The sequence below is a fragment of the Pseudomonas sp. MF6747 genome (assembly GCF_963890955.1).
Taxonomy (GTDB): domain Bacteria; phylum Pseudomonadota; class Gammaproteobacteria; order Pseudomonadales; family Pseudomonadaceae; genus Aquipseudomonas.
Genome location: NZ_CAWPSZ010000034.1, coordinates 82996 through 106729, shown reverse-complemented (window position 1 = coordinate 106729; position 23734 = coordinate 82996). Strand labels below are relative to the sequence as shown.

The window sequence follows — 23734 nt, the reverse complement described above, 5'->3', positions numbered from 1 at the left end:
CAAAGGTGAAAAATATGGGAAAAGCAAAACAGGTTGAACAAATGATAATCAAGAAATTTGAGAAAGCATTAAATGAGAAATTTCAAGAATTGAATATTTCAGAGAAAGGATTAGACGCATTCCCAATCATCTACAATATGCAAATTTCTGAAATTCAAGCTATGCGTTGTAGAATTAAGAAACTGTTTATAGTAGATGTTATTAAAACATCAGCAAAAACCGCTATTCAGTATCAGATAACCACAGATAGGGGGCCATACTGGTATGAGATAGGTTTGAAGACCATCCCCATGCACACGCTTCATTGAGAACACACAGCCCCTGATGGGGTTTTGTTTTGCCTTCAAGACGCAAGGTCAAAAGCTATTCTGGTGTAAGTCAAAATCAAGAGCGTTAAAAACAACAAAACCCCTAAGAGTGGGGTTTAAAGTGTTGCTGTATTATTGTTCTTTATCTTTCTTCCAAGCTTCAAACTTGTCTTCAATCAGAAAGGATATGAACTTTGATTTAGAGCTGAACATTGATTTTGCATCTTCAAACATAATGTCTAACTTCTTATCAACAACTGGTAGCTTTGTAAAGCTGTCAATCAACGTTCTAGGTTTCTTGCCCGATTCTTCCCACATTTCATTTTCTTCTTTTACCAACTCATCAAGCTCAGCCAAGAGCTTTTCAAGTCGGGACAATGGTTTTGTTTCAACGATGATTACAGGTTCAACCTCAACCACGTTACGTTGATTTGTGGTTGCAGCACCTTTGATGAATGCTTCTTTTGAGTCGGTCACATCAGTGATTTCTGGCTGTGGGGTTGCTCTTTTCCCGAATAATGGTTGATTCATGCTGCCTCCTGTGCATTGTTGATTTGAGCGTAACGAGTTTGGATTTCATCTAAGAGACTGTTGTATTCAGTCTTAGGGTCTAGTGATACACCGCGAGCCGCTTCAAACACGTTGTAGCCTTTGGTCATTTCCCCATAAAACGCTTTGTAAGAAAGCTCAGCCTTTGCGATGAATACATTATTCTCAGCAGCGGTTTTGCCGTTGACAGCAAAGATTTCATCAATGATTGCGTTTACTTCTTCACGGCCTTCACGATTTTTGGCAGTGGCTTTCTTATCAACCTTGTTCAAAACAACCATGACAAGCATATCTGGATTGAATTTCTGTCCCTTCTTGACGATTTTGAGGGTGTCAGCCAATGATTGCTTGTCGAAGCCATAAGGGCTAAGTGGTATCAACAGGATATTTGCAAATGTTGTCACTTCACGGCTTGTGTCGGATTCCGCACCTTTCGTATCAATCACGATGAAATCATGACGTTCTTTAACCAAGTTCACGTAAGACTCAACGTCTTGGTCTTTAAAAATATGTTCGATAGGCTGGAATGGTTGGTAAACACGCTTCACCGTCATACCGCCAAGCTTTGCCCTAGCGTTGCAAGTTTTTGTACTTGTTTGCTGGTCATCAGCGTCCACAAGCAACACATTGAGGTTCATTGATTTGTTATCTTCATCTTTCATATTTGAAATGGCATGTTGAATATTTAAAGCCAACGTTGACTTACCAACACCACCTTTGCCATTTGCTAATGCTATTACGATTGCACTCATGTTTGTATCTCCTTTTGTAGTTTAGTTATTACTTATACTTAATAATGTAGCATGTCTAAATTGAATTACAATATCATTCAGTGATATTTTTTATCATTGAATAGTATTTAATATTATTGAGTATCAGCCACTGATAGCGGCTATCAATGAATAATATTCGCTGATAGTGAATATCATCGGGCAATATTTTTCTGTATTTACAGGATTAACCTTCACACTGATAGCGGTTGATAGTGACTGATATTCATTTTATTCACTGATATTTGATAGTTTTCGCTACCATCACCTATCAGTAACTATTATTAACTATCAACCACTGATAGCGAATATCATTAAATATCACTCACTACTAACCAACCATTTTGGCTACCACTGACTATCATTTCTTATCAGGCAGTGATAGCAGGTATCACACAATATCAATGACTATCACCGGCTATCAGTCACTGATATTCACTATCAACGCCGTTTTCATCGTCCCCCCTATGGCCTAGGTCTACGGCCTGATTGACTTTGGCTTGCTCATCATCATAAATTTCAAGATCAGTGAAATCTGGCACATCAAACCATTCGTCTTGTGCCTTTTGTGCTTCCAGATAATAACCATCGTCTCTAACAACCCCTTGCAGCGTATCAAGGAACAGCTCACCATCACTGTCATAGCTATAAGCAGTGGTTTTGCCTATCAGCATGTGATGACTGAAATCTTTGTTCTTGAACATCACTTTGACGTAATCACCGTCACGGTTGTGGGCCTTCCCAAAATCAACCACCATTTTGTCAATAACTTTGGTCAAGTAATTGCTCAATTCAAGGCGACCATCCTTAGTCTCAACCATCTTAGAAACAAGCTGAATTGCGTCAGAAATGGTTTCAGCATCAGTATCTACATAGACAATTTTCGCCCGCAGAGCCTTAGCCTTAGCTTCCATCAGCTTGATTTTCTTGTTTCTGGTGATTAAAGCGGCTTCTTGCTCGGCAGGAATATCACCATCAAACATATCAAAGAGCTTTTCAGTGAATTTTTGAGCTTTGTATTTTTCAGCAGCAATGGTTTCTTCAATCTCAGTGATTTCTTTGACAACAACCTCATTGTCATTACCACCAGACTGAATAAGAAGCTCAAAATTGTAGTGTTGAGCATATTTGAAAAACACTTCATGAAACCGCTCATATTGCATACTGAGAGTTTTAGGGTGCTTACACAGCTTGATTTCTGAATTTCGGCAAACAAGGTAGGAATACTTTTGCTTCTGCGAGAAACGAACATTCCCACCACAGAAGGCACATTTAATCAAACCATGATAGATATTATAGTATTGAAGGTCACGTTTCGTTGGCCGTTCTTTACTGGTCATACGGCTTGAAATCTTGGCTTTCAGCACATCGACTTCATGTCTTGTAAATGCGGCTGGATAGAAATTGTCCATCACCTTGATGGTTTTTCGGTCTGGTGTGGCTTTGCCGTTCTCATAGATGTATTCACACAGCTCTAAGCTACCGTAGAGACTGGGCGTTTCAATCATCCTTTTGATACCGCGAGCCGTCCAACCATAGCTGTCAGGATTCTTGCCGAAACCTACCTTCAAAGGGTTGTTCTCATTGATGTAGGCAGCAGCAGCACGCAAGCCAAGGTTTTTGACCATCATCAGCTCATAGATGGTTTTCAGCTCAGCCACACGCTCAGGTATCAGCGAATATGCCCCGGTCGATTCATCAAGAGCTATCCACCAAGGAACGTTCTTGTTCAAGAATTTCTTCTCACCCTTGATAATTCGTTCCCGGCGACCTTCCCACTTGGCTTTTTGCCTATCAGATTTGGTTGTGCTTTCGTTGTTCGCACGTTCCAGCAGAACCGTAATCATGATGGTCTGTTCAAGGTCTTTACCCTTGATAGACAGGTCATAGAGCTTCAAATCATCAGTTGTGATGATCTTGATACCCTTGCGGAGAATGGTCAAAACGACGGTCAAACCATCGGTCATACGCTCACGGCTCAGCCGGTCAAATGACTCAATGAGCAGATAGGCACCAGACGGAATTTTCCCCTGATCCAGACTAGCAAGGAACAACGACAAGGCACCTTTCAGCCGGTGTTTGCCCCGGAAGGCCGACTTGCCAAGGTCTTCAAAAACGTCAACCACATGCAGGTTGTACGTCTCTACGGCTTTGCGTTGGTTCTCCATTTGACGACGAACCGAGTCACCAACCTCACCGTTCTTTTTAGTCATCTGTTGCTCAGACGAGTAGCGAACGTAGGAGTAAGCTAGCCGCTTTGGTGCATCAGATTGAGCAGGCTGAACGTCAACCGCTGGAAGGGTTTGAGTGGTGGTCATCGTGGAAGTCTTCCGTGTGCCGATTTTTCTCTATCATAGCACCAACATAGGAAGACGTTGGCCCGACGCCACGCTTTCTCACGTTGTCCCGGCGCTATCTGCATGATTTGTCAGACAGTGCTGAAGAAAAAAAGCACTGATACACGCCCCCTAAACTTTATCTAACCCAAGTATTCCGGGCCTTTCACGGGCTCGGAGTACCTCTGCGCGTTGCAAAAGTTCCAACTTTTAAACGCTGACCATTCAGTCAGATATTTTTTTAGGCAATTCGCCATCTTCTCTGAACTTTTGAAAAAAGCCTCCGGTCACAGCCAGTAAGCCATCACTTGGAACGGCCGTTTGAAAGCGTGTTTCGAGCTTAACCGCCGAGACCCGAACCGCTGACCAGTGCCATGGATTTTGATGTTTTTCAGGAGTTACCCAATGGAGTTGAAGACGATGAAGACCAGCACTGCCAAAACCTCGTTTAACCACCTGCGCGGGCTTAAATTGGCCGCGCTGGCAATCGGCACCAGCTTCCTTCTGGCAGGCTGCGCCGGCAACCCACCGACTGAGCAATATGCCGTGACCCAATCTGCGGTCAACAGCGCTGTGAGCGCCGGCGGCACCGAGTACGCAGCCGTGGAAATGAAGTCGGCTCAGGACAAGCTCAAAGAAGCCGAAATCGCCATGCATGACAAGAACTACGACAAGGCTCGTCAGCTGGCCGAACAAGCCGAGTGGGACGCTCGCGTTGCAGAGCGCAAAGCCCAGGCCGCCAAAGCCCAACAGGCTGTGAAGGACTCCCAGAAGGCTGTTCAGGAGCTGCGTCAGGAAGGCATGCGCCCAGCTGTTATCCAACAGCAATAAGCCAACGCCCTGATTGCATTGCACCCGAAATCGAATTGAAAGGACGACACGACTATGCGTAAACAATTGATGATCCCTGCCCTGCTGGCGATGAGCGTTGCCCTGGCGGCCTGCTCCACCCCGCCGAACGCGAACCTGGAAAACGCACGGACCAATTTCTCGGCCCTGCAGACCAACCCACAAGCCACCAAGCTTGCGGCGCTGGAAACCAAGGACGCCAGCGACTGGCTGGACAAGGCTGACAAAGCCTACCGCGACAAGGAAGACGAGAAGAAGGTCGACCAACTGGCCTACCTGACCAACCAGCGCGTTGAAGTGGCCAAAGACACCATCGTGCTGCGTGAATCCGAAGCCAAGCTGAAAAACGCTGGTGACGAACGTGCTCGCGCCCTGCTGCAAGCCCGTGATGCCCAGATCAAGCAACTGCAAGACAGCTTGAACGCCAAGCAAACTGATCGCGGCACCCTGGTGACGTTCGGTGACGTGCTGTTCGCCACCAACAAGTCCGACCTCAAGTCCAGCGGCCTGGTCAACATCACCAAGCTGGCGCAGTTCCTGCGCGACAACCCGGACCGTAAAGTGATCGTCGAAGGCTACACCGACAGCACCGGCTCCGACTCCTACAACCAGAGCCTGTCCGAGCGTCGTGCCGCTTCCGTGCAGCGCGCACTGGCTCAACAAGGCGTGGATATCTCGCGCATCGTGACCCAGGGTTACGGCAAGGAATACCCGGTTGCCGACAACGGCAGCGCATCGGGCCGTGCCATGAACCGTCGCGTTGAAGTGACCATCTCCAACGATAACCAACCGGTCAAGCCACGTTCGTCCGTCGCTAATTGATCGATTGAAGCAGTAAAAAAAAACCCACCTTTCGGTGGGTTTTTTTATGCCTCAGACTTCGATTTTACGGCTGCTGTCATCGGCGGGCATCATGGCCTCCATGCCTTGTCGACCCGCCATCAGTTTCTCCAGCTCCTGCGGACCTTTCTGGTCCTCGGCGCCACTGCCCTGAGCCCCACCCGCGGCCTTCGACAGCATGTCCATGAGCATCTTCATCGGGTCTTGTTTCTCTTGCTTCTGGGCGTCCTGCCCGCCTTGGGCGCCGTCTTCACCGCCCTGCCCCAGCTTTGCTGCGCCCTGGGCCATTTCCAACATCTTACTGATCGCGCCAATTCCACCAACCATGATCACTCTCCCGGATTCGATATACGCAAGTTAACTATCAGCAACACTGACACGTCATTCAGTGGCTTCTTACGCGATACGGTTCCAGATATTTCCGTGATCATGTGGCGGGGATGAAGCGCAGGGTCACTCCTGCAGTTGCGGCGTCTCCTGGCCCATGCAGCGCACGGCCTGCTTCTTGTTGTTCACCAGCACGCCGCTCAAGCCTTTTTGTTCGGTATCAAACATCACCAACACACCGTCGACGCACTGCGCCACTTGCGCAGCTGGCGTGAGGGAGATTTTGTAATCCTCGCCCGGCACCGTCTTGAGCAAAGTGAAGTCGCTGAGCAGCAACGCATCTTCCGGCTTGGCGAAGTGCAGGTAGCCGTAGTACCACAGGCAACCGACGGTGCCGATGATGGTGCCGACGCCGGTGAGGATCAGCGGGATCATGTTGCGTTCTTCGCTCATTGCGGGCTCTCTGACCTATCAACGTTAGGGTTCGGGTAATTGGGGATTTCCCCCAGGCGGCGCAGGCCGTTGAAGTGCTGCGGGTCGTCCAGATAACGCAGCATCACGGTTTGCCAGGTCTTGTCGGCAAATGTCTGCACATGGCCGCCACGCGTCAACTGCAACACCCTGGGCGGCGGCGCGGCCTGATACAGGCGAATGCCATTGGCCATCGGCACGATCGGATCATCCAGGCTATGGAACAGCAGCTTGGGTACGCCGGTCAGTTGCGGCATGGCGTTGATCGCACTGTCAGCGTCGGGCACCAGCCACGACAGGGGCACTTGAAACGGCCATGTTATCCAGGACGTACTCAGGGCGAATTGTCCTACGTCACGATAACTGGCGGGCACACCGTCCAATACCAGCGCCTTGAGCTGCGGCTGGCGCTCCGGGTGCGCCGCCAGGTAATGCACGGCGAGTGCGCCACCCAGGCTTTGGCCCAACACAATCAACGGCCGCCCCTGGGTTTCAGGCGCCTTGTCGATCCAGTTGAACGCCGCATCAATGTCCTGGTAGATCGCCGGCAACGACGGCTTGCCTTCCGACAAACCATACCCGCGGTAGTCCAGCAGCAGCACTTGATAGCCCTGCTCCGGCAGCCACCAACTGCCCCCGAGGTGCCACGCCAGGTTGCCGCCGTTGCCGTGCAAATGCAGCACCGTGCCTTTGACTGGCACGCCGGATTTGGCTGGCAGCCACCAGGCGTGAAGTTTCACCCCGTCGGCGGTGGTCAGGGTGACATCGCGGTACTGCAGATGGGCTTTTTCCGGCGTGAACGGCAGACCGGGTTCGGGGTAGAACAGCAGTGAGCTGCAGCCGTTCAGTGTGAGTAGCAGGCAAAGAATGCCGAGGATTCTCATCCGTTGAAGCCTCGCAAGTGGGTTGGAAATCAATCTTGAGATCAATAGGGATCAGAGGTGGGAGCTGGCCTGCCTGCTCCCACCTTTTGATCCGTTTTTCAGGACTATCGCCTACAGGATATTCGAGTAATCGGCCTCGATCCGGTCCAGGCTCAAGTGATTGAGGAAGTTGGAGAAGCACATCCACGCCGCCAGCGCGTTCATGTCGCGAAACTGCTCGGGCAGGTACTTGGGCGGCACCACCAGGCCTTCATCGACCAACTGGCGCAGGGTGCGCATGTCTTCCAGCGTGGTCTTGCCGCAGAACAGCAGCGGCACTTGTTCCAGCTTGCCTTTGCGCACGGCCAGCTGGATGTAGTTGTAGACCATGATAAAGCCCTTGAGGTAGGACAAATCCTTGGTAAACGGCAGACCGGTCGGCGTCGAGCCGCGGAAAACCCGGCTGGCATTGCCGTAGCTTTCGGCCATCTCAAAGCCTTGCTCACGGAAGAATTCGAACACCTGCAGGAAGTCGGCGCCCTCTTCGACCATATGGATGGCACGGGTGCGGTTAGTCAACTTGCGCAAGCGGCTCGGGTAAGAGGCGAAGGTGATGATCTCCATTAGAATCGCCAGGCCTTCCTGGGTCACGGTGGACGACGGCGGGCCCTTGGACAGGAAGGTGCAGATCGGCTGGTTCTGGCCGTTGAGCGTGGTGCCGACGTGCACCAGGCCTTCATGCACTTCCAGGGCGCGCACGTCGCGGTCGTTGAACATCGCATCGGCGCGGATCTTGATGTAGTCGGCGCCAGCCGCCGCGTCCGCGACAATCCCGTCGGACTCAAACACGCGGATGGTTTCCTCCGCTTCGCCAAACACCTTGTTCAGGCGGGTTTGCAGCAACGCCACTGCATCCTTGGCGGTGAGGGTCTTGGCTTCGTCCTTGAGGTCGCCACGGCCGTCGATGTTGTTCAGGTAGTCAGACAGCATCAAGCCCAGGTCAGCCAGGGTCGGGTCGCCAGCGTGGAACGCATCGGACGCGGCGCCATACAGCTCCTGGGAGATCAGGCCGAAATCCTCGGTGCCGCGCGCCTCGAGCATGCGCACCACCATGCGGTATTCACGGCACATGCGCCGCATGATCTGCCCCACCGGGCTGAATTGGCCGAGGCGACGAGTGATGTCGCGCTCGATGTTCTGGAACTCCAGCTTGACTGCGCTGGAATCGAACGACAGTGGCCGGTTCAGGTAGTAATCGCGGTCCACGGCCGGCATCGCCTTGCCCTTGGCCTTGAGGAAACCCTGGCGAATGTTCTCGTCCCACTTCACGGCGTCGAGGACGCGAATCGGTGTTTGCGCCAGCACAATGCGATCAGACAAGGTGCGTATCGTCTGCTGGTAATCGTCCACCCGGTGCTTCCTCTTTAAACGTTATTTGCCCGCGCGCTGGTAGCGCACGGCTTCAACGAACACATCGGCATTGGCCGGGTCATCCAGGTAGGCAAACACCTGGTCCATGGAGCTGTCCACCAGCACGCCGGCGCCTTCGACCGTGTCGACGGTGCTGCCGTGCAACACGTTTTGGCCGATGGCTTGGTGGATCTGCTCAAGGTCGAGGTTGTAGACCACCAACTCAGGCTTTTTGCCGCCCTCACTTTCAAAGTCAAAGCCGGCGAGGATGAAATGTCCACCCAGTTTGCCCGGCAAGGGCGCCGACAAATACCAGCGGTTGCCATGGCGCGCCACGGTAAACAGGTACTCATCGCGCTGGGCCGGCTTGGCTTTAGGGTAGCTCACGGCTTTGTAGCGGTGCTCACCAACCCGAGTGATCTGCAGGTTAAGCGGCTCGCCCCAGGCATTTTTGCTCGACCAATGGCCGAGCAAGGCAGCCGGCGCGGCTTCACGGGCTGGCAGCGGGTCCTTGAAGGTCACCAGGCAACCGCTGAGCAACAGGAATGACAAAGCGATTAGCGCGACATGCCAGGCTTTCATTGCGTACTCCATCAAGTGTGGGCGCTGGCTTGCCTGCGATACAGGCGCCTCGGTGCATCAGGTCATCCAAGGCGATGCTGTCGCAGGCAAGCCGGCGCCCACATAAAGCGGATAGCGCACAGGGTGTGCTAGACCGAGGCCAACACCAAATGCATGTAACGCTTGAGGATTTCAAGCATCTCGTCAGCGGTGAGAGGCTCTGGCCCGCCAAGCAGGCCCTGATATTCCATCCGACCGATTATCGCCGTCAACACTTTGGCATCCTGTTGCGGCTCGCGGGAACCCAATACCTGGAAAAACTGCCCGGTGCCCTGCAACAGAATCTGCTGATGAGACCGCACCAGTTGCGCCAGCCGCGGGTTGAGCAAGGCTTCCTGGCGAAAGGCCTGCTCGGCCATCAGGTGTTCGCGGCGGTTGGTCAGTTGGCGCATCACGTAGTCGGCGGTGAGCCGCGCAATGTCATCGGCCAATTGCGAGCGCGACTGCGGGCTGCCATCGCCATAGGCGACCATCTCGCGCAGCAGGCCTTCGTTGCGCACCCACAGCTTGCCCATGAAAGCGGCGCTGCGTTCCACGTATTGGGCGAAGGTATCGGTGAGCAGGTCATCGATGTCCTTGAAATAGTAGGTGGTGGCCGACAACGGCACACCGGCCTCTGCCGCCACGGCGCGATGGCGCACGCCTCGTACACCATCGCGCACAACGATGCGCATGGCCGCATCGAGAATATCCTGCCTGCGCTGCTCGCTGCCCCGCCGGCTGGCCTTGCGGCCCTGATACTGAACGCTTTCAGCCACGGCAGCAGCAATGCCGGCGGCACCTTCTTGAGCCATTACGCGGTTCACGACAGATCTTCCTTTAAAAGGTGACGCGCTGCGTCACGGGCTGCATTCCCACGCAGAGCATGGGAACGATCACCTGGCGCCGTTCTCTTGACGGCTGAATGTGCCACACAAAAAAGCCGCCTTATAAAAGGCGGCTTCGGATTTCGCTACGGTTACGCTTGTGGCCGCATGTGCGGGAACAAGATCACATCGCGGATCGACGGCGAGTTGGTCAACAACATTACCAACCGGTCGATGCCGATCCCTTCACCGGCCGTTGGCGGCATGCCGTATTCCAGGGCGCGGACGAAGTCGGCGTCGTAGTGCATCGCCTCGTCGTCGCCAGCGTCCTTGTCGGCCACCTGGGCCATGAAGCGCTCGGCCTGGTCTTCCGCGTCGTTAAGCTCGGAGTAGGCGTTGGCGATTTCACGGCCGCCGATGAACAGCTCGAAACGGTCGGTGACGTTCGGGTTGTCGTCGTTGCGACGGGCCAGCGGCGACACTTCGAACGGGTACTGGGTAATGAAGTGCGGCTGTTCCAGCTTGTGCTCCACCAGTTCTTCGAAAATCATCACCTGCAGTTTGCCCAGGCCTTCAAAACCCAGCACCTTGGCGCCGGCTTTCTTGGCGATGGCGCGGGCCTTGTCGATGTCGGTCAGGTCGTCAGCGGTCAACTCAGGGTTGTACTTGAGGATCGAATCGAACACCGACAGGCGCACGAATGGCTCACCGAAGTGGAACACCTTGTCGCCGTACGGCACGTCGGTGCTGCCCAGAACCAGCTGCGCCAACTCGCGGAACAACTCTTCGGTCAGGTCCATGTTGTCTTCGTAGTCGGCGTACGCCTGGTAGAACTCCAACATGGTGAATTCAGGGTTGTGACGGGTCGAGACACCTTCGTTACGGAAGTTGCGGTTGATCTCGAAGACTTTTTCGAAGCCGCCAACAACAAGTCGCTTGAGGTACAGCTCAGGCGCGATGCGCAGGAACATTTCCATGTCCAGCGCGTTGTGGTGGGTTTCGAACGGCTTGGCTGCGGCACCACCGGGGATGGTTTGCAACATCGGCGTTTCCACTTCCAGGAAGTCGCGCTTCATCAGGAAGCTGCGGATGTGCGCAATCACCTGCGAACGCACGCGGAAAGTCTGGCGCACGTCTTCGTTGACGATAAGGTCAACGTAGCGCTGGCGGTAGCGCTGTTCGGTGTCGGTCAGGCCGTGGTGCTTGTCCGGCAGCGGGCGCAGGGATTTGGTCAGCAGGCGCACGCTGGTCATTTCTACGTACAGGTCGCCCTTGCCGGAACGGGCCAGGGTGCCAACGGCTGCAATGATGTCGCCCATGTCCCAGGTTTTCACCGAGGCCAGGGTTTCTTCCGGCAGGGTTTTACGGTTGACGTAGACCTGGATGCGCCCGGTCATGTCCTGGATCACCATGAACGAGCCACGGTTGAGCATGATGCGACCTGCCACCTTGACCGGGATTGCAGCCTCTGCCAGCTCTTCCTTGGTCTTGTCCGCGTATTGCTTCTGCAAGGCATCGCAGTAGTTGTCGCGGCGGAAGTCGTTCGGGAAGGCATTGCCCTTGGCGCGCTCGGCAGCAAGCTTTTCCTTGCGCAGGGCGATCAGGGAGTTTTCTTCCTGTTGCAGGGCTTGCGGGTCGAGTTGTTGGTCGCTCATGTCTTTTGAAATTCCATCACAGGTACGTTTTCCCCAACCTTCGGCTGGGGATCGCCGGGCAAGGACTGGGCGTCCCGCCGGCTCCTACAGTCTTTTTACAGGCCCGATTTCAGGCTGGCTTCCAGGTATTCGTCAATGTCGCCGTCGAGCACCTTGTCGCAGTCACTGCGTTCGATGTTAGTGCGCAGATCCTTGATCCGCGAAGCATCGAGCACATACGAACGGATCTGGTGACCCCAGCCGATATCCGACTTGGTGTCTTCCAGCGCCTGGGAAGCGGCGTTGCGCTTCTGCATTTCCTGCTCGTACAACTTGGCCCGCAGCATTTTCATGGCGGTGTCCTTGTTCGCGTGCTGGGAACGTTCGTTCTGGCAGCTGACCACGGTATTGGTCGGTACGTGGGTAATACGTACGGCCGAGTCGGTGGTGTTAACGTGCTGACCACCGGCACCGGAGGAGCGATAGGTGTCGATCCGCAGGTCGGCCGGGTTGATCTCGATTTCGACCTTGTCGTCGATCTCTGGCGAGACGAACACCGCAGAGAACGAGGTGTGGCGACGGTTGCCGGAGTCGAACGGGCTCTTGCGCACCAGGCGGTGCACGCCGATTTCGGTGCGCAGCCAGCCAAAGGCGTATTCACCCTTGATGTGCACGGTCGCACCTTTGATGCCAGCAACTTCACCGGCCGACAGCTCCATGATGGTCGCGTCGAAACCGCGTTTATCAGCCCAGCGCAGGTACATGCGCAACAGGATGTTGGCCCAGTCCTGGGCTTCGGTGCCGCCGGAACCGGCCTGGATGTCCAGGTAGGCGTTGTTCGGGTCCATTTCGTGGCTGAACATGCGGCGGAATTCAAGCTTGGCGAGGTTTTCCTCGAGACGGGCCAGCTCGGCGACGACATCGCCCACTGCGCCTTCGTCGTTTTCTTCAACGGCCATGTCCAGCAGGTCGCGGCAATCGCCCAGACCGGTGTTCAGTTCGTCAAGCGTGTCGACGATCTGTGCCAGCGCAGCGCGCTCGCGGCCCAGTTCCTGGGCGTATTCAGGTTTGTTCCAGACAGCCGGATCTTCAAGCTCGCGATTGACTTCGGTCAGACGCTCATGCTTTTGATCGTAGTCAAAGATACCCCCGAATAGTTTCGGAGCGCTCGGACAGGTCCTTGATGGTGTTAAGGATCGGGTTGATTTCCATGGCGGGCAGCACTCGTTGGCGAACTTTTGAAAGCCGACGAGTATAACGACAAACCAGTGGAAACGGCAGCCCGCTTGGCGAAAAGGCCGGATTTGTACACAATCCAAGCCCCATGAAGTTCCAAATATGGAAGGGAGCTTGCCCCCGATGGCAGCCTGTCACTCAATGATGTTGTGACTGACCCGCCGCTATCGGGGGCAAGCCCCCTCTCACATTGAATGGGGCACGACCTCAGGTCACTCGATACCCACCTGATTGCGCCCATTATGCTTGGCCGTATACAGGCCTTTATCGGCCGCCATGATCAGCTGCCGGCAATCCGTGCCCTGCACCGGCGTCAGGGTCGACAGGCCGATGCTGATGGTCAGGCTCGCGCCTTCAGCCGGAGCAATGTGCGGAATTTTCAGCGCCGCCACGGCCATGCGCAGCTTTTCTGCCACCAGACGTGCGCCGCCTGGCGAGGTGTTCGGCAACACCAGCGCAAACTCTTCACCGCCATAACGTGCCGGCAGATCGGAAGGACGACTGCTGGCTTCGCGGATCGTCGCAGCGACTTTGCGCAACGCTTCGTCACCTTCGACATGGCCAAAGCTGTCGTTGTAGGTCTTGAAGAAATCCACATCGATCATCAACAACGACAACTGAGTCTGATCACGCATGGCGCGACGCCATTCCAGCTCAAGGTACTCATCGAAGTGCCGGCGATTGGACAGCCCGGTAAGGCCGTCGGAGTTCATCAACCGTTGCAGCACCAGGTTGGTGTCCAGCAACTGCTGCTGGCTGACCCGCAGTGCGCGATACGCCGCATCCCGCTGCAGCAGCGTCATGTACGAGCGCGAGTGATAGCGAATGCGCGCCACCAGTTCGATGTTGTCCGGCAGCTTGACCAAATAGTCGTTGGCCCCGGCCGAGAAGGCCGCGCTCTTGATCAGCGGATCGTCCTTGGTCGACAGCACGATGATCGGGATATTCGCGGTGGCCGGGTGGTTGCGGTATTCACGCACCAGCGTCAGGCCGTCGAGGCCGGGCATGACCAGATCCTGCAGGATCACCGTGGGCCTGATGCGAATCGCCTGGGCAATCGCCTGATGCGGGTCGGCGCAAAAGTGGAAGTCGATGTTTTCCTCATGGGCCAGGCCACGCCGCACCGCTTCGCCGATCATGGCCTGGTCGTCGACCAGCAACACCATGGCGGCATTTTCGTCGGTCTTGATGTCGTCGATCTGTAGATCATTCATGTGCAGTCACCTGAATTACTTTCCTGCAAGCCGGCACCGCGGAGGGTTCGATCATTTTGCAAAGACCTCCAGCAATCGGGGCGCAATTCTGTCCAGTGGGCGAATTTCAACAGCGGCATCAATGGCCGCCGCCGCTTTGGGCATGCCATACACCGCCGAACTCTGTTGATCCTGGGCGATGGTCAAATATCCTTGTTCACGCAGCAATTTGAGCCCCTGGGCGCCGTCGCGCCCCATGCCGGTCAGCAATACGCCGACGGCGTCGCCGTTCCAATGGCTGGCGACGCTTTCAAAAAACACGTCGATGGAAGGCCGGTAAATCTCGTTAACCGGCTCTGCGGTATAGGCTAGCGTGCCGTTTTTCAACAGGCGAATGTGGTGGTTGGTGCCGGCCAGCAGGACCACACCGCTTTGTGGCGGCTCGCCCTCACGCGCCAGGCGCACCGGCAGGCCGGACGCGCTGCTCAGCCACTCGGCCATGCCGGCGGCAAACACCTGGTCCACATGCTGCACCAGCACGATGGCCGCAGAAAAGTCGCGTGGCAAACCCTTGAGCAGGATTTCCAGGGCAGCCGGCCCGCCTGCCGACGAACCAATCGCCACCAGGCTTTGACGTTTGCCGGTGCCGCGCTGGGGCGCCGTTTCGGTGCGCACCCGGCTGCCGCGCTGGCCGACCAGCCAGCCAATGTTGAGGATTTTGCGCAGCAACGGCGCCGCTGCATCCTTGGCGTTGCCAACGCCCAGCGCCGGCGTATCCACCACATCCAGGGCGCCATGGCCCATGGCTTCGAACACGCGGCTGACATTGGCCTGGCGGTCCACGGTGACGATCACGATCGGGCACGGGGTCTCGGCCATGATCCGCCGAGTGGCCTCCACGCCATCCATCACCGGCATGATCAGGTCCATCAGGATCAGGTCCGGGATCACCTCGGCGCAGTGCTGCACGGCTTCCAGCCCGTTGCTGGCGACCCACACTACCTGGTGCGCGGGTTCGAAACTCAAGGCGCGGCGCAAGGCCTCTACTGCCATGGGCATGTCATTGACGATCGCAATCCTCATGCCCGGGCGCCTCCGATCAGTTCCATCACGGCGTCCAGCAAGGCATCGTCATGGAAACTGGCTTTAGCTAGATAATAGTCGGCGCCGGCATCCAGTCCACGACGCCGGTCTTCTTCGCGATCCTTGTACGACACCACCATCACCGGCAACGATTGCAGGCGACTGTCACGGCGCAAGAGTGTGACCAATTCAATACCGTCCATGCGAGGCATATCAATGTCAGTGATGAGCAGGTCGAAGTCTTCGGAACGCAACGCGTTCCAGCCATCCATGCCATCGACCGCGACAGCCACTTCATAACCGCGATTAAGTAACAATTTGCGTTGCAGTTCACGCACGGTGAGCGAGTCGTCCACCACCAGCACGCGTTTACGCGGCGCCTCGGTAGCCTGCTGGCTACGCCGGGCGATGCGTTCCAGCCGGCCGGTATTGAGCAACTTGTCCACCGAACGCAGCATGTCTTCAACGTCAACGATCAACACCACCGAGCCGTCGTCCAGCAAGGCACCGGCTGAAATATCCTGAACCTTGCCGAGGCGATCATCCAGCGGCAACACCACCAGCGTGCGCTCGCCGATAAAGCGCTCCACCGCGATGCCATACACCGCATCGCGCTCGCGGATTACCACGACTTTGAGCGTCTCCTGGTTGCTCTGCCCCGGCGGGCGCTGCAGCAACTGGCTGGCGGCGACCAGGCCGACGTGGCGGCCCTCGTGCCAGAAATGCTGGCGGCCTTCCAGTTGCACGATGTCATCGGGGGCCAGGTCGCACATGCGTTCGATGTGCGCCAGCGGGAACGCATAGGCTTCCTCGCCGACTTCCACCACCAGGCTGCGCACCACCGACAGGGTCAGCGGCACCTCAAGGTGGAAGCGGCTGCCGCGCCCCGCCGTCTGCTCCAGCACCACCGCGCCGCGCAGTTGGCGCACCATATGCTGCACCGCATCCAGGCCGACGCCGCGCCCGGACACTTCGGTGACCTTGTCACGCAGGCTGAACCCGGGCAGGAACAGAAACGTCAGCAGTTCTTCTTCACTCAGGCGCTGAGCGGTTTCCAGTGGCGACAGGTGCCGGTCGACGATGGTGCCGCGCAGGCGCTCAAGGTCGACGCCGTTGCCGTCGTCGCTCAACTCCAGCACCAGCAAACCTGCCTGGTGCGAGGCGCGCAGGCGGATCAGGCCCTCGGCCGGTTTACCGGCCAGCATGCGCTGCTCGGGCATTTCGATACCGTGATCGACGGCATTGCGTAACAGGTGCGTGAGCGGTGCTTCGAGCTTTTCCAGGACGTCGCGGTCAACCTGGGTTTTTTCGCCTTCGATTTCCAGGCGCACTTGCTTGCCAAGGCTGCGGCCCAGGTCGCGGACCATACGCACCTGCCCGGCCAGTACATCGGCAAACGGGCGCATGCGGCAGGCCAGTGCGGTGTCGTAAAGCACCTGGGCACGCTGCCCGGCCTGCCAGCCGAACTCGTCCAGCTCGGCGGTTTTTTCCGCCAGCAAGGCTTGGGCTTCGCTCAACAGGCGCCGGGTGTCGGCCAGCGCTTCCTGGGTTTCGAGGTTCAAATCCAGGGCCTTGAGCTGGCCGTCCAACGTGTCCAGGGCGCGGGCGCTGTTGCTTTGAATGCGTTTGAGGCGCTGCATGCTCGCCAGGTAAGGCTTGAGCCGCTGGGTTTCCACCAGGGATTTACTCGACAGGTCGAGCAGGCTGTTCAAGCGCTCGGCGGTGACCCGCAACACGCGCTCGCCGCCTTCGGTCATGCGTTTGTTCTGGCGTGGCAGCTCGCTGGTCACGGGCGGTGCAGGCTCGGGTTCCGGCGGCAGCTCTTCGACAATCGGCGCCGGTGCAGATTGCACAGGCGGCGGTGGCGCGATGCTGGCGGTCGGCTGCGACGGATCGAGCAAGCGCTCCATCAACGCCACATAAGCCTCGATGTCCGCCGGGCCAACGTCGTTGCCGGGCGTGGCGATGCGCATCAGCAGGTCGGTGCCTTGCAGCAGCGCGTCGATATGCTCGGGTTGCAAGTACAGGCGGCTTTCCTGAGCGCTGACCAGGCAATCCTCCATGACGTGGGCCACGCTGACCCCAGCGTCCACGCCGACAATCCGCGCCGCGCCCTTGAGCGAATGCGCGGCGCGCATGCACGCCTCCAGCTGGTCGGCTTGGGTCGGGTTGCGCTCAAGCGCCAGCAGACCGGCGCTCAGCACCTGGGTTTGCGCATCGGCTTCCAGGCTGAACAGCTCCAGCAGCGAGGCATCGCGCATCTGGTCGGGGGTCATGTGAGGCTCCGGGTCACGGCGGACAACAATTGCGCCTCGTCCAGCCAACGCAGGCTGCGGCCTTTCCACTGCAACACGCCCTGGGTGAAGCGCGCACTGGCCTGGGTGCCAGAGGCCGATGCGGCCTTCAAGGTGCGCTCATCAATGGAGTGGATGCCGTCGACTTCATCGACCGGCACCACGACCGGGCCGTCCTGCGCGGCGATGATCAACATGCGCGGCATGATGCGCCCGCCGCTGGCCCCGTTGCTGGTCGCATCCAACCCCAGCAGCTCCACCAACGACAGGCACGCCACCAAGGCGCCACGCACATTGGCCACGCCGAGCAGCGCCCGGGAACGCTGGTGCGGCAGCGAATGAATCGGTTGCAGCGGCGCCACTTCGACCAGGCACCGGGTGGCGATGCCCAGCCATTCCTCGCCCAGACGGAACATCAACAGGGAACGGGTAACGATGTCTTCGTCGAGTTCGGCCACGGCATAGGCGCGCTCATCGCCCTGCTGCAAGGCATAACGGTCGAGCAAACGGGTGGCGGCGGCGGAATACACCGAGCAGTTGCGGCAGTGAATATGCTCCGCCAGCAGCGGGCAGGACTTGTCGCCATGGATGCCGATGCGGTTCCAGCAGTCGTCAATGGCTTGGGTGTCGGCCAGGGTCAGGTCCAGGCCCGCGGTGTTGAGCGCGTCGGTGCTACTCATAGTTTGGACTCACTGTCAGCTCGCTCGCTACGCGCGGCCCGCGCCTGCAAACGGCGCGCCCCCGCACTGTCGCCCTGAGACTCGAGCAACGCCGCCAGGTGCATCAAGGCCTGCGGGTGCTGCGGCTCCAGGTACAACGCTTTTCGATAATAGCCCTGGGCTTCCAGGGCGCTGCCGGCCACATCGCTGAGCAACCCCAGCCAATAAAATACCTGGGCGGCCGGCGGATGGTTACTCAAATACTGCTCGCAGGCGGCGCGGGCTTCGGCGCTTTTGCCTTCATTGGCCAGCGTGGCGATACGGCTGAGCAAGTCGCCGGCATCCGTGTGCGGCGCCTTGATCGGCAGCACCTGCGCGCTGACCGTGCTGAACGGCCGTGGCTTGACCGGAATCGGTGCGGCACTGCGTTGTGGAACCGGCGCAGGCACGGGCACAAACACCGGCTCAGGCTTGACCGGCTCGACGTGCCGACTGAAGGCAAAAGATTGCGGTACGCCAATCGAGCGCATGCCATGGCGGCCCAACAGGCTGCCTTCGGCCGGGCCGATAAACAGCACGCCGTCCAGGTGAGTCAGGCCCTTGAGCACATCAAAGACTTGCTTTTGGGTCGGCTGGTCAAAGTAGATCAGCAAGTTGCGGCAAAACACGAAGTCATAGCTCGGCTCATTGGCCAGCAGGCCCGGATCGAGCAGGTTGCCGACTTGCAGGCGCACTTGTTCGCGCACCCGGTCGGCGATGTGGAAGCCGTCGGCCTCTTCGGTGAAATGGCGCTCGCGAAAGTCGATATCGCTGCCGCGAAACGAATTCTTGCCATACACGCCACGCTTGGCGCGCTCCACCGACAGCGGGCTGACATCCAGGCCCAACACCTTGAACTGATGCGGCGCCAGGCCCGCATCGAGCAGGGCCATGGCAATCGAATACGGCTCCTCGCCGGTGGAACACGGCAAGCTCAGAATACGCAGCGCGCGCATCTGCTTGATCTCGGCCAGACGTGCCTTGGCCAGCCGCGCCAGGGTGGCAAACGACTCGGGGTAACGGAAAAACCAGGTCTCGGGCACGATCACGGCTTCGATCAGCGCTTGCTGCTCATCATGCGAGCTCTGCAGATGCCTCCAGTAAGCCTCTGGCGTCTGCACCAGCACAGCCTGACTGCGCTGGCGCACCGCGCGCTCGATGATTGCCTCGCCCACTGACGCGACGTCCAGGCCGATGCGTTCCTTCAAGAAGGCAAAGAAGCGCGGGTCGTTGCTCATAGACTCGGCTCGGCAGAAAACAGCAAGGTGCGCACGGGCTCGGTGAGCAATTCGTTGACACCAATCCATTGCATCAAGCCCAAGGCGTCCTCACGCACCAGCCCCAGGTAGGGCGCCTCGCGATTGTCCAGGCCATAGGGCTTGAACTCCCCGAGGTCGCAGCGCAGGGTGTCGGTGGCCTGTTCCAGGATCAGCCCCAGCCAGCGCGCTTCAATCCACGGTTGCGGCTGGTAGTTGATCAGCACCAACCGCGTACTGGTGCGGGCTTGGGCCGGCGCGCCGAAGGTCAGCGCACACAGGTCGATCACCGGCACCAGCGCGCCACGATGGGCAAAAATCCCCGCCACCCAGACCGGCGCATGCGCGATGGGTTTGAGCGGCAGGCGCGGCAGCACCTCGGCCACTTCCGTGGCTTTGAGGGCATAACGTTCGCCGCCGATGTGAAACACCAGAAACAACGCCTTTTTCGCTGCCGGGACGGCGCCGCGTTTAGCCGCGAGGTCGCTCATCAGACTTTGAAACGCGACACGCCGCTGCGCAGACCGACCGCAACCTGGCTCAATTCATCGATGGCAAAGCTGGCCTGGCGCAGGGATTCGACGGTCTGGCTGCTGGCATCGCCCAATTGCACCAGCGCGTGGTTGATCTGCTCGGCACCGGTGGCCTGCGCCTGCATGCCCTCGTTGACCATCAACACGCGTGGCGCCAACGCCTGCACCTGATGAATGATCTGCGACAGTTGCTCGCCCACTTGCTGCACTTCGAACATGCCGCGGCGCACTTCCTCGGAGAACTTGTCCATGCCCATCACACCGGCCGATACCGCCGACTGAATCTCGCGCACCATCTGCTCGATGTCGTAGGTGGCCACGGCGGTCTGGTCGGCCAGGCGCCGCACTTCGGTGGCGACCACGGCGAAACCGCGGCCATATTCACCGGCCTTCTCGGCCTCGATGGCGGCGTTGAGCGACAACAGGTTGGTCTGGTCGGCGACCTTGACGATGGTCACCACCACTTGGTTGATGTTGCCGGCTTTCTCATTGAGGATCGCCAATTTGGCATTGACCAAGTCGGCGGCGCCCATCACCGAGTGCATGGTTTCTTCCATGCGCGCCAGGCCCTGCTGGCCGGAACCGGCAGCGACCGAGGCCTGGTCGGCGGCGGTGGACACTTCGGTCATGGTACGCACCAGGTCTTTGGACGTGGCGGCGATCTCCCGCGACGTTGCGCCGATCTCGGTGGTCGTTGCCGCGGTTTCGGTGGCGGTGGCCTGTTGCTGCTTGGAGGTGGCGGCAATCTCGGTGACCGAGGTGGTCACCTGCACCGATGAGCGCTGGGCCTGGGACACCAGGGCCGTCAGCTCGGTCATCATGTCGTTGAAGCCGGTTTCGACGGCGCCGAATTCGTCTTTGCGCTCCAGGTTCAGGCGTTTGCTCAAATCGCCATCGCGCATGGTGCCGAGGATCGAGACGATGCGCTGCATCGGCGCCATGATCGCGCGCATCAGCAGCAAACCGCACAGGCCGGCGGCGAGGATGGCCAGGGCCAGCGACACGAACATGCTGACCTTGGCGGCGGATACCGCCTCATCGATGGCGGTGGTCGCACGGTCGGCGACGTTTTTGTTTTCGGTGATGATGTCGTTGAGCTTCATGCGCCCTGCCGTCCAGGCGGGCGTCAGGTTGGCGTTGAATTCCTTGCGTGCAGCAACCAGGTCATTGCGCTGCAGGGCATCGAGTACTGTGGCCAGGCTCTTGTTATAGGCCTGGTGCAAGGCTTCGAATTTGTCGAACTCGGCCTGGTCATCGCGACCGTGGATGGTTTGCTGGTAGTTGGCCATCTGCGCCTGGATGCGCCCTTCAAATGACTTGAAGTCAGCCCTGTCGGCATCGGTCAGGCCCTTGTCGTCACGCAGACCGAGCAATTCCTGGGTTTGCAGGTAGCTGTCGACCCAGGCACTGCGGATCACCGAGCTGAGATAAACCCCCGGCACCGCGTCATCGCGGACAGCCGTCTCGCTGACCTCGATCTTCAGCAACCGTGAATAAGAGACCACGACCATCAACAGCATGATCGCGATAATGACCGCAAAGCTCGCCAAAATCCGTTGGCGCAAGGTCCAGTTCTTCACAGTAATTCCTCGAAGGGCCATTCAAATGGAGGGGAGTATAGCTGAGCCTTTGCCCTCATTTATCAATGGGTTTTGATGGAGCGTGCACAGAATGCGAATAAATGTGGGAGGGGGCTTGCCCCCGATGACAGTCGCTCAGTTGAAATATCTGCAACTGATGGACCGCCATCGGGGGCAAGCCCCCTCCCACCTTTTTTGATGTGTGAACAGCCTGGGTTTATGGGGTGAGCCGCACCTGTTTTTCCAGCTCGGCCTTCAAGCCGGGTTCCAGTTTCAGCTGGCGCGCCAATTCATCCAGATAGGCCTTTTCCATAAAATTCTCTTCGTCTACCAGCATCACACTGGCGATGTACATCTCGGCGGCCATTTCCGGGGTGCTTGCCGCGCGCGCCACATCGGCCGGGTCCAGGGGTTTGTTCAACTCCGCGTGCAGCCAGCTTTGCAGCTCACGGTCGTCGTCCAGCTTGGTGAACTCGCCTTCGATCAGTGCGCGCTCACGCTCATCCACATGCCCGTCGGCCTTGGCCGCCGCAACCAGCGCTTTAAGAATGCCCTGGCTGTGCTGCTCGACTTGGGCCGGTGGCAGGCGGTCGATGGTCTGCGGCTCACCCTGGGGCGCATTGGCCTGTTGCGCCTGCCAATTACCGTAGGCCTTATAGGCAATCACGCCCAAGGCCGCCAAGCCGCCATAGGTCAGGGCCTTGCCGCCGAAATTGCGCGCTTTCTTGTTACCCAGCAGCAAGCCCATGGCCCCCGCCGCCAGGGCCCCGCCACCTGCGCCACCGAGCAGGCTGCCCAGGCCACCACTGCCGAGCAGCCCGCCGAGGGCGCCCTTGTCGTCGGACTTGGGCTGGCCGCCGGCTTTCTTCTGCAACATGTCCTGGCCAGATTTGAGCAACTGATCGAGCAATCCACGGGTATTCATTCGCAGCCTCCAGGCACTTGGGTTTGTAGGAGTAATAGGTCGCCAGCGTAAAACTAAGTGCCAAAAAGCCGCGATCTAGAGTGCTTCCAGATGTAACGCCACTGCCCTTCGATTAAAACGATATACACTCGGGCAAATCTATAAAAATACCCCACTGGTAATTCCAGCATGATGACCTTGCGTCAAATCCGGCACTTCATCGCCGTGGCCGAGACCGGCTCGATCTCCGCCGCCGCGCAAACGGCGTTTATTTCCCAGTCGACCCTGACCCTGGCGATCCAGCAACTGGAACAGGAAATCGGCGTCAACCTGTTCAACCGCCACGCCAAGGGCATGACCCTGACCCATCAGGGCCATCAGTTTCTGCGCCAGGCGCACCTGATCCTCGCCACCGTCGACAACGCCAAGCGCAGCCTGCAACAGAGCACCGACCAAGTGGCCGGCCAGTTGATCATCGGCGTGACCAGCCTGGTGGCCGGCTATTACCTCGCCGACTTGCTCACGCGCTTTCAACGCGCTTACCCGAATGTGGAAATCCGCGTGATGGAGGATGAACGTCCGTACATCGAGCACCTGCTGGTCAGCGGCGAAATCGATGTCGGCGTGTTGATCCTCTCCAACCTTGAAGACCGCCACGCCCTGCAGACCGAAGTGCTCACCCATTCGCCCCACCGTTTATGGCTGCCGGCCCAGCACCCGCTGCTGGAACACGACAGCATCAACCTCGCCGATGTGGCGCGCGAACCGCTGATTCAGCTGAACGTGGATGAAATGGGCCACAACGCCCAACGGATGTGGACCGGCGCCGGCCTGCAACCGCGCGTGACCTTGCGCACCGCCTCCACTGAGGCCGTGCGAAGCCTGGTGGCCGCCGGCCTCGGCGTGTCGATCCAGCCGGACATGACGTACCGCCCCTGGTCGCTTGAGGGCGACATTATTGAAGCGCGGCCGATTGCCGACCTCAGCCAGACCCTCGACGTGGGCCTGGCCTGGCGCCGCGGCACCGCGCGGCCGGCGCTGGTTGATCCATTCCTGACGGTGGCCCGCGAACAGCCACATCCGCGCAAGCCATCTATTTAATCGAATGCTGCTTTCAGTATTTAGTATTTGTTGACCTCGCGCCTGACCTCTAGTCTCTGCCTATCCCATAAG

General features: G+C 57.8%; 23 protein-coding genes and 1 pseudogene. 5 read left to right on the top strand and 19 right to left on the bottom strand.

What is annotated here, in order from left to right; all coding sequences use genetic code 11:
- Positions 1 to 14: 14 nt before the first annotated feature.
- Complete coding sequence (locus tag AACW30_RS22630) at positions 15 to 308, top strand: hypothetical protein (RefSeq protein ID WP_042560868.1); 294 nt, start codon at positions 15 to 17, stop codon at positions 306 to 308.
- 132 nt (positions 309 to 440) lie between these two features.
- Here AACW30_RS22630 and AACW30_RS22625 read toward each other — a convergent pair whose 3' ends face one another.
- The 3 genes from AACW30_RS22625 to AACW30_RS22615 form a co-directional block, all read right to left on the bottom strand.
- Complete coding sequence (locus tag AACW30_RS22625; RefSeq protein WP_042560869.1) at positions 441 to 839, bottom strand: hypothetical protein; 399 nt, start codon at positions 837 to 839, stop codon at positions 441 to 443.
- Positions 836 to 1609, bottom strand: a complete 774-nt coding sequence (locus AACW30_RS22620) for a ParA family protein (protein ID WP_042560870.1) — start codon at positions 1607 to 1609, stop codon at positions 836 to 838. The genes AACW30_RS22625 and AACW30_RS22620 overlap by 4 nt, the downstream gene beginning before the upstream one ends.
- A gap of 443 nt (positions 1610 to 2052) precedes the next feature.
- A complete protein-coding gene (locus tag AACW30_RS22615) occupies positions 2053 to 3945 on the bottom strand; it encodes a recombinase family protein (RefSeq protein ID WP_042560871.1) in 1893 nt (630 codons plus the stop codon).
- 50 nt (positions 3946 to 3995) lie between these two features.
- Between AACW30_RS22615 and AACW30_RS22610 the strand changes: the two are divergent.
- The 3 genes and pseudogenes from AACW30_RS22610 to AACW30_RS22600 all read left to right on the top strand — a co-directional run.
- A pseudogene (locus AACW30_RS22610) lies at positions 3996 to 4085 on the top strand (pilin assembly protein); the annotation flags it as partial.
- A 283-nt stretch (positions 4086 to 4368) separates the two neighbouring features.
- Positions 4369 to 4794 carry a DUF4398 domain-containing protein gene (locus AACW30_RS22605; protein WP_106577199.1) on the top strand — a complete coding sequence of 142 codons (426 nt, stop codon included), beginning with the start codon at positions 4369 to 4371 and terminating at the stop codon, positions 4792 to 4794.
- Between the two features lie 54 nt (positions 4795 to 4848).
- A complete protein-coding gene (locus AACW30_RS22600) occupies positions 4849 to 5634 on the top strand; it encodes an OmpA family protein (protein ID WP_106577200.1) in 786 nt (261 codons plus the stop codon).
- A gap of 51 nt (positions 5635 to 5685) precedes the next feature.
- On the opposite strand, the gene AACW30_RS22595 is transcribed toward AACW30_RS22600, so the two are convergent.
- The 16 genes from AACW30_RS22595 to AACW30_RS22520 form a co-directional block, all read right to left on the bottom strand.
- Positions 5686 to 5979, bottom strand: coding sequence for a hypothetical protein (locus AACW30_RS22595; protein WP_106577201.1), 294 nt, complete (start codon positions 5977 to 5979; stop codon positions 5686 to 5688).
- A 126-nt stretch (positions 5980 to 6105) separates the two neighbouring features.
- Entirely contained in the window at positions 6106 to 6432 is a 327-nt protein-coding gene (locus tag AACW30_RS22590; protein ID WP_106577202.1) for a hypothetical protein, read from the bottom strand.
- A complete protein-coding gene (locus AACW30_RS22585) occupies positions 6429 to 7334 on the bottom strand; it encodes an alpha/beta hydrolase (protein ID WP_106577203.1) in 906 nt (301 codons plus the stop codon). The genes AACW30_RS22590 and AACW30_RS22585 overlap by 4 nt, the downstream gene beginning before the upstream one ends.
- Before the next feature lie 111 nt (positions 7335 to 7445).
- Positions 7446 to 8723 (bottom strand): flavohemoglobin expression-modulating QEGLA motif protein, encoded by a 1278-nt coding sequence (locus tag AACW30_RS22580; protein ID WP_106577204.1) that lies wholly within the window; start codon positions 8721 to 8723, stop codon positions 7446 to 7448.
- 21 nt (positions 8724 to 8744) lie between these two features.
- Positions 8745 to 9305, bottom strand: a complete 561-nt coding sequence (locus AACW30_RS22575) for a hypothetical protein (protein WP_200623439.1) — start codon at positions 9303 to 9305, stop codon at positions 8745 to 8747.
- Between the two features lie 128 nt (positions 9306 to 9433).
- A complete protein-coding gene (locus AACW30_RS22570; protein ID WP_106577206.1) occupies positions 9434 to 10150 on the bottom strand; it encodes a TetR/AcrR family transcriptional regulator in 717 nt (238 codons plus the stop codon).
- A gap of 152 nt (positions 10151 to 10302) precedes the next feature.
- Positions 10303 to 11805 carry a lysine--tRNA ligase gene (gene lysS, locus AACW30_RS22565; protein WP_200623438.1) on the bottom strand — a complete coding sequence of 501 codons (1503 nt, stop codon included), beginning with the start codon at positions 11803 to 11805 and terminating at the stop codon, positions 10303 to 10305.
- Positions 11806 to 11900: 95 nt separating this feature from the next.
- Positions 11901 to 12996, bottom strand: a protein-coding gene (gene prfB, locus AACW30_RS22560; protein ID WP_096236834.1) for a peptide chain release factor 2 whose coding sequence is annotated in 2 segments (ribosomal slippage) — positions 11901 to 12923 and positions 12925 to 12996 — 1095 coding nt in all. Because the reading frame shifts where the segments join, the coding sequence is not laid out codon by codon here.
- A 236-nt stretch (positions 12997 to 13232) separates the two neighbouring features.
- On the bottom strand, positions 13233 to 14234 hold the full coding sequence (locus tag AACW30_RS22555) for a response regulator (RefSeq protein ID WP_200623437.1): 1002 nt from the start codon (positions 14232 to 14234) through the stop codon (positions 13233 to 13235).
- A gap of 51 nt (positions 14235 to 14285) precedes the next feature.
- A complete protein-coding gene (locus AACW30_RS22550) occupies positions 14286 to 15296 on the bottom strand; it encodes a chemotaxis response regulator protein-glutamate methylesterase (protein ID WP_106577209.1) in 1011 nt (336 codons plus the stop codon).
- Complete coding sequence (locus AACW30_RS22545; RefSeq protein ID WP_200623436.1) at positions 15293 to 17572, bottom strand: hybrid sensor histidine kinase/response regulator; 2280 nt, start codon at positions 17570 to 17572, stop codon at positions 15293 to 15295. Before AACW30_RS22545 ends, AACW30_RS22550 begins: the two co-directional genes overlap by 4 nt.
- Entirely contained in the window at positions 17569 to 18270 is a 702-nt protein-coding gene (locus tag AACW30_RS22540) for a chemotaxis protein CheW (protein WP_200623435.1), read from the bottom strand. Before AACW30_RS22540 ends, AACW30_RS22545 begins: the two co-directional genes overlap by 4 nt.
- A complete protein-coding gene (locus AACW30_RS22535; RefSeq protein WP_200623434.1) occupies positions 18267 to 19526 on the bottom strand; it encodes a CheR family methyltransferase in 1260 nt (419 codons plus the stop codon). The genes AACW30_RS22540 and AACW30_RS22535 overlap by 4 nt, the downstream gene beginning before the upstream one ends.
- Positions 19523 to 20035 (bottom strand): chemotaxis protein CheW, encoded by a 513-nt coding sequence (locus AACW30_RS22530; protein ID WP_200623432.1) that lies wholly within the window; start codon positions 20033 to 20035, stop codon positions 19523 to 19525. Before AACW30_RS22530 ends, AACW30_RS22535 begins: the two co-directional genes overlap by 4 nt.
- On the bottom strand, positions 20035 to 21657 hold the full coding sequence (locus AACW30_RS22525; RefSeq protein ID WP_200623431.1) for a methyl-accepting chemotaxis protein: 1623 nt from the start codon (positions 21655 to 21657) through the stop codon (positions 20035 to 20037). Before AACW30_RS22525 ends, AACW30_RS22530 begins: the two co-directional genes overlap by 1 nt.
- A 217-nt stretch (positions 21658 to 21874) precedes the next feature.
- Entirely contained in the window at positions 21875 to 22582 is a 708-nt protein-coding gene (locus AACW30_RS22520; protein ID WP_119738689.1) for a tellurite resistance TerB family protein, read from the bottom strand.
- A gap of 168 nt (positions 22583 to 22750) precedes the next feature.
- Here AACW30_RS22520 and AACW30_RS22515 point away from each other — a divergent pair, with 168 nt between their 5' ends.
- Positions 22751 to 23662 (top strand): LysR family transcriptional regulator, encoded by a 912-nt coding sequence (locus AACW30_RS22515; protein WP_003209548.1) that lies wholly within the window; start codon positions 22751 to 22753, stop codon positions 23660 to 23662.
- The last annotated feature ends 72 nt before the right edge of the window (positions 23663 to 23734 follow it).

Excerpts from the sequence above, each read along its gene's own strand:
- AACW30_RS22615 (WP_042560871.1), bottom strand. The coding sequence starts at position 3,945 with ATGACCACCACTCAAACCCTTCCAGCGGTTGACGTTCAGCCTGCTCAA.
- AACW30_RS22590 (WP_106577202.1), bottom strand. The coding sequence starts at position 6,432 with ATGAGCGAAGAACGCAACATGATCCCGCTGATCCTCACCGGCGTCGGC.
- AACW30_RS22585 (WP_106577203.1), bottom strand. The coding sequence starts at position 7,334 with ATGAGAATCCTCGGCATTCTTTGCCTGCTACTCACACTGAACGGCTGC.
- AACW30_RS22535 (WP_200623434.1), bottom strand. The coding sequence starts at position 19,526 with ATGAGCAACGACCCGCGCTTCTTTGCCTTCTTGAAGGAACGCATCGGC.
- AACW30_RS22630 (WP_042560868.1), top strand. The coding sequence starts at position 15 with ATGGGAAAAGCAAAACAGGTTGAACAAATGATAATCAAGAAATTTGAG.
- AACW30_RS22600 (WP_106577200.1), top strand. The coding sequence starts at position 4,849 with ATGCGTAAACAATTGATGATCCCTGCCCTGCTGGCGATGAGCGTTGCC.
- AACW30_RS22555 (WP_200623437.1), bottom strand. The coding sequence starts at position 14,234 with ATGAATGATCTACAGATCGACGACATCAAGACCGACGAAAATGCCGCC.
- AACW30_RS22625 (WP_042560869.1), bottom strand. The coding sequence starts at position 839 with ATGAATCAACCATTATTCGGGAAAAGAGCAACCCCACAGCCAGAAATC.
- AACW30_RS22620 (WP_042560870.1), bottom strand. The coding sequence starts at position 1,609 with ATGAGTGCAATCGTAATAGCATTAGCAAATGGCAAAGGTGGTGTTGGT.
- AACW30_RS22605 (WP_106577199.1), top strand. The coding sequence starts at position 4,369 with ATGGAGTTGAAGACGATGAAGACCAGCACTGCCAAAACCTCGTTTAAC.
- AACW30_RS22515 (WP_003209548.1), top strand. The coding sequence starts at position 22,751 with ATGATGACCTTGCGTCAAATCCGGCACTTCATCGCCGTGGCCGAGACC.
- AACW30_RS22520 (WP_119738689.1), bottom strand. The coding sequence starts at position 22,582 with ATGAATACCCGTGGATTGCTCGATCAGTTGCTCAAATCTGGCCAGGAC.
- AACW30_RS22545 (WP_200623436.1), bottom strand. The coding sequence starts at position 17,572 with ATGACCCCCGACCAGATGCGCGATGCCTCGCTGCTGGAGCTGTTCAGC.
- AACW30_RS22595 (WP_106577201.1), bottom strand. The coding sequence starts at position 5,979 with ATGGTTGGTGGAATTGGCGCGATCAGTAAGATGTTGGAAATGGCCCAG.
- AACW30_RS22530 (WP_200623432.1), bottom strand. The coding sequence starts at position 20,035 with ATGAGCGACCTCGCGGCTAAACGCGGCGCCGTCCCGGCAGCGAAAAAG.
- AACW30_RS22575 (WP_200623439.1), bottom strand. The coding sequence starts at position 9,305 with ATGAAAGCCTGGCATGTCGCGCTAATCGCTTTGTCATTCCTGTTGCTC.
- AACW30_RS22550 (WP_106577209.1), bottom strand. The coding sequence starts at position 15,296 with ATGAGGATTGCGATCGTCAATGACATGCCCATGGCAGTAGAGGCCTTG.
- AACW30_RS22540 (WP_200623435.1), bottom strand. The coding sequence starts at position 18,270 with ATGAGTAGCACCGACGCGCTCAACACCGCGGGCCTGGACCTGACCCTG.
- lysS (WP_200623438.1), bottom strand. The coding sequence starts at position 11,805 with ATGAGCGACCAACAACTCGACCCGCAAGCCCTGCAACAGGAAGAAAAC.